The following is a 4923-nucleotide window of genomic DNA, read 5'->3' on the forward strand; positions in this document are numbered from 1 at the left end:
AGAAGCCCTGCCAGGCGCCGATCACGGCACCCACCACGAGCGAGAGGATGACGGCGGCCCACCAGGGCATGCCCCAGCTGTTCATCGCGAGGGCCGCGACGGCGCCGACGAGCGCCACGACCGATCCCACCGACAGGTCGATGTGGCCGGCGATGATGACGATCACCATGCCGATCGCGAGGATCAGCACGTAGGAGTTCTGCTGGATGAGGTTGTTGACGTTGCCGGGCATCAGGAGGCGCCCGCCGGTCAGGATCTCGAACAGCAGGATGATGATGGCCAGGGCGGCGAGGATGCCGTACTGGCGCAGGTCGACCCGCTGCCTCTTGGGGGAGACGACAGGTGCGGGGCCCGAGGGCTCCGTCGGCGCTTCCGTGGCGATGTTGCTCATTCGGGTCAGTCCCTTCCCGCGGTCATGTAGTGCATGAGAGTTTCTTGCGTGGCGTCTTCGCGGGCGACCTCGCCCGTGATCCGGCCTTCGGAGATGGTGTAGATGCGGTCGGCGAGGCCGAGCAGCTCGGGGAGTTCGGAGGAGATCACGATGACCGCCTTGCCCTGGGCCGCCAGTTCGTTGATGATGCCGTAGATCTCGTACTTGGCGCCGACGTCGATGCCGCGGGTGGGTTCATCCAGGATCAGCACGTCCGGCCCGGTGAACATCCACTTGGAGAGCACGACCTTCTGCTGGTTTCCACCGGAGAGCTTGCCGACGATGGCCGAGACGGAGGGGGTCTTGATGTTCATCGAGGCCCGATACTCCTCGGCCACCTTGGTCTCCCGGTTGCGATCGACCACCCCGGCCTTGGCGAGCTTGTCCAGCCCTGCCGCCGAGATGTTCTCGGCGATGTCGCCGATCAGGTTGAGGCCGTACTTCTTGCGGTCCTCGGTGGCGTAGGCGAGTCCGTTCTGGATCGCCTCGCTGACCGTGCGGGTGTGGATCTCCTTGCCGGCCTTGAAGACCTTGCCGGAGATGTTGATGCCGTACGAGCGCCCGAAGATGCTCATCGCGAGCTCGGTGCGTCCGGCTCCCATGAGACCGGCGAAGCCCACGATCTCGCCCGCCTTGACGGTGAAGGAGGCGTCGTCGACGACCTTCCGTTCGGTGTCGACGGGGTGGTACGCGGTCCAGTTCTCGACCCGGAAGTATTCTTCGCCGATGTCGGGCGTGCGCGGCGGGAACTGGTTGTCGAGCGACCGGCCCACCATCGAGCGGATGATGCGGCCCTCGGTGGCATCCTCTTCCTTCATGCTGAAGGACTCGATCGTCTTGCCGTCGCGGATGATCGTGACGGTGTCGGCGATCTTGCGGATCTCCTTCAGCTTGTGGCTGATGATGATGCAGGTGATGCCCTGCTCGCGCAGGTGGTTGATCAGGGTCAGCAGGTGATCGGAGTCGTCGTCGTTCAGGGCCGCGGTGGGCTCGTCGAGGATGAGCAGCTTCACGCGCTTGGAGAGCGCCTTCGCGATCTCGACCAGCTGCTGCTTGCCGACGCCGAGCTCGAGCACCGGCGTGGCCGGGTTCTCGTTCAGGCCCACGCGGGCGAGCAGGGTGGCCGCTTCGCGGTTGGTCTTGTTCCAGTCGATCACGCCGCGGGTGGCGTTCTCGTTGCCGAGGAAGATGTTCTCGGCGATCGACAGGTAGGGGCTCAGGGCGAGCTCCTGGTGGATGATCACGATGCCGTCGTGCTCGGAGTCGTTGATGGTCTTGTACGCCGTCGGGTGGCCCTCGAACTCGATGGTGCCGCCGAAGGAGCCGTGCGGGTAGACGCCGCTCAGAACCTTCATCAGGGTCGACTTGCCGGCGCCGTTCTCACCGCAGATGGCGTGGACCTCACCGCGCTCCACGACGATCGAGACGCCGTCGAGCGCCTTCACACCGTTGAAGTCCTTGGTGATGTCCCGCATCCACAGAATCGCGTTGCTCATGTGTCGCGTCGCTCTCTTTCGGGTGGGTGTGGGGTGGTGCGGGTGGTGCTTGTGGAACAGGTGGAACAAGGATGATCGGCGGCGGCCCCCGGAGGAGGCCGCCGCCGACCGTGGTGCTACTTAGAGTCCGACGTCGGATGCCTTGAGGAATCCGGAGTCGATCAGCGTCGACTGCACGTCGTCCTTGACCACGACCACCGGGTCGAGGAGGTAGGACGGGACGACCTTGTTGCCGTTGTCGTACGTCTCGGTGTCGTTGACCTCGACCTCTTCACCGGCCGAGATCGACTGGATCATCTCGAAGACGCGCTTGCCGAGCTCGCGGGTGTCCTTCCAGACGGTCATCGACTGGGTGCCGTCGAGGATGGCCTTGACGTTGGCCTTGTCGGCGTCCTGACCGGTGATGACGGGGTAGTCCGCACCGGCGGTGTAGCCGGCCGACTTCAGCGAGGCCTCGATACCGAGGGCCAGGCTGTCGTTGGGGGAGAGGACGACCTGAACCTTCTGGCCACCGGAGTAGAACGAGCTCAGGCGGTTGTCCATCTCGGCCTGTGCGTCATCCGAACCCCAGCCGAGGATACCGATCGACTTCCAGCCGTCTTCACCCTCGGGGTTCTTGCCCGAAGGGATGACCAGCTGGCCGCTCTTCACGTAGGGCTCGAGAACGTCCCAGGCGCCGTGGAAGAAGAAGCCGGCGTTGTTGTCGTCGGGGCTGCCGGCGAAGGGCTCGAAGTTGAACGGACCCTTGCCGTCTTTCAGGCCCAGCTGCTCTTCGATGAACTGGCCCTGGAGCTGGCCCACCTTGTAGTTGTCGAAGGTCGCGTAGTAGTCGACGTCGTCGGTGCCGTTGATCAGGCGGTCGTAGGCGATGACCGTGATGTCCTGCTTCTTGGCGTCGGCGAGCACCGGGCCGAGGGTCTCACCGTCGATGGCCGCGACCACGAGGATCTTGGAGCCGCCGGCGACCTGGTTCTGGATCTGCGAGATCTGCTGCTCGGTCTTGTTGTCTGCGTACTGCAGGTCGACGGTGCAGCCGGCGTCGGTGAGCTGCTTCTGCAGGCCTTCACCGTCGTTGATCCAGCGCTCGAGCGAGCGGGTCGGCATCGAGATGCCGACGTTGCAGTCGGCGACCGTGGCTCCATCGGTGCTGCCGCCGGTGGAGGAGGAGCCCGAGCTGCAGGCGGCCAGGCTGGCTGCGAGGCCGCCGACGACGGCCAGAGCCATCAGTTTCTTCGTCATTGACATGTGATGTCAGTCCCTTTCATCTTTGGAAGGGGGATCTAGCGGAACGCTATTACTCCCTTGTAATGGTCAACTCTTGGTGCATCTTTGTTGACCTCCGAAACATATAACAGCGATAGGCCCAACGCAAAGAATTGCTGCCAGCGTTGGCGTTTGTTGCCAATTCGTGACCTGAGGATGTGGGTGGGCTGCTTTGACACCATCCAAAGCGGGCAATATGTTGGGGGCAGTAACTTTTCCCGTCGCCGCATCGGCGAGCGACTCTACAAAGACGTTGAACTGGAGCACCCTGATGTCGTTGACCCCCACCCGCGAAGACAAGTTCTCATTCGGCTTGTGGACCATCGGCTACAACGGAGCCGACCCCTTCGGTGGCCCCACCCGAGCCCCGCTGGACGTCGTGCACGGCGTCGAGAAGCTCGCCGAGCTGGGCGCCTACGGCCTCACCTTCCACGACGACGACCTGTTCGCCTTCGGTTCGACGGATGCCGAGCGCCAGACCCAGATCGACCGCCTGAAGGGCGCACTGGCCGACACCGGCGTCATCGTGCCGATGGTCACCACCAACCTGTTCTCGGCTCCCGTGTTCAAAGACGGCGGCTTCACCTCGAACGACCGCGCCGTGCGCCGCTTCGCGCTGCGCAAGGTCATCCGCAACATCGACCTGGCCGCCGAGCTCGGCGCCAAGACCTTCGTGATGTGGGGCGGCCGTGAGGGCGCCGAGTACGACGCGGCGAAAGACATCCGCGCCGCTCTCGAGCGCTACCGCGAGGCCGTCAACCTGCTCGGCGACTACGTCACCGACAAGGGCTACGACATCCGCTTCGCCATCGAGCCCAAGCCCAACGAGCCCCGCGGCGACATCCTGCTGCCGACCCTCGGCCACGCGCTCGCCTTCATCGAGACCCTCGAGCGCCCCGAGCTCGTGGGTGTGAACCCCGAGGTCGGCCACGAGCAGATGGCGGGCCTGAACTTCGCGGCCGGCATCGCCCAGGCGCTTTACCAGGGCAAGCTCTACCACATCGACCTCAACGGCCAGCGCGGCATCAAGTACGACCAGGACCTCGTGTTCGGTCACGGCGACCTGCAGAACGCCTTCGCCCTCGTCGACCTGTTGGAGAACGGCGGCCCCAACGGCGGACCGACCTACGACGGCCCCCGTCACTTCGACTACAAGCCCTCGCGCACCGAAGACGAGACCGGCGTCTGGGACTCGGCCGCCGCGAACATGCGCACCTACCTACTGCTGAAGGAGCGCGCCGCGGCCTTCCGCGCCGACCCCGAGGTGCAGGAGGCGCTCGCCGCCTCGCGCGTGCCCGAGCTCTCGGAGCCCACCCTGAACCCGGGCGAGTCGTACGACGACCTGATCGCCGACCGCGCCTCCTACGAGGACTTCGACTCCGACGCCTACTTCAACGGCAAGGGCTTCGGCTTCGTGCGCCTGCAGCAGCTGGCTCTCGAGCACCTGACCGGCGCTCGGTAGTTAGTTGCCGGGGGCGCCGGGCTTCGCTCGGCGCTCCCGGGGCTCGCCGGTCCCTGCCCGGCGAGCCGCGACATGTGAGCGCGCGGTCAAGGGACGCGGCCTGCGGTCGCATCCCTTGGCCACACGCTCACCGAGTAGGGCCTGATACGAGACGATGCTCAGGACTCGTGTTCGGTCGAAAACTGCAGACCTATTGAATGCCTCCGCCCTCTGTGGGCGGAGGCATTCGTGTTTGCGGGTTCCAACCGCAACGGAGGTCGGGGGGGGGGGGG

Annotated in this window: 3 protein-coding genes and 1 pseudogene; 1 reads left to right on the top strand and 3 read right to left on the bottom strand. The window is 65.2% G+C overall.

Annotation, left to right across the window (positions count from 1 at the left end):
• From Q0D75_RS20845 to chvE, 3 genes and pseudogenes are all read right to left on the bottom strand, one after another.
• Positions 1 to 391, bottom strand: a pseudogene (locus Q0D75_RS20845) (sugar ABC transporter permease); the annotation flags it as partial.
• 5 nt (positions 392 to 396) lie between these two features.
• A complete protein-coding gene (gene mmsA, locus Q0D75_RS20850) occupies positions 397 to 1926 on the bottom strand; it encodes a multiple monosaccharide ABC transporter ATP-binding protein (RefSeq protein WP_291057784.1) in 1530 nt (509 codons plus the stop codon).
• A 120-nt stretch (positions 1927 to 2046) separates the two neighbouring features.
• Positions 2047 to 3171 (bottom strand): multiple monosaccharide ABC transporter substrate-binding protein, encoded by a 1125-nt coding sequence (chvE, locus tag Q0D75_RS20855; protein WP_291057786.1) that lies wholly within the window; start codon positions 3169 to 3171, stop codon positions 2047 to 2049.
• Between the two features lie 289 nt (positions 3172 to 3460).
• On the opposite strand from chvE, the gene xylA reads away from it, so the two are divergent.
• Positions 3461 to 4651: a xylose isomerase gene (gene xylA, locus Q0D75_RS20860; RefSeq protein WP_291057788.1), complete on the top strand. Its 1191-nt coding sequence runs from the start codon at positions 3461 to 3463 to the stop codon at positions 4649 to 4651.
• Positions 4652 to 4923 lie beyond the last annotated feature (272 nt).

The organism is Herbiconiux sp. (assembly GCF_023264855.1).
Lineage (GTDB): Bacteria > Actinomycetota > Actinomycetes > Actinomycetales > Microbacteriaceae > Herbiconiux.

Coding starts and splice junctions, on each gene's coding strand:
- mmsA (WP_291057784.1), bottom strand. CDS start 1,926: ATGAGCAACGCGATTCTGTGGATGCGGGACATCACCAAGGACTTCAAC.
- chvE (WP_291057786.1), bottom strand. CDS start 3,171: ATGTCAATGACGAAGAAACTGATGGCTCTGGCCGTCGTCGGCGGCCTC.
- xylA (WP_291057788.1), top strand. CDS start 3,461: ATGTCGTTGACCCCCACCCGCGAAGACAAGTTCTCATTCGGCTTGTGG.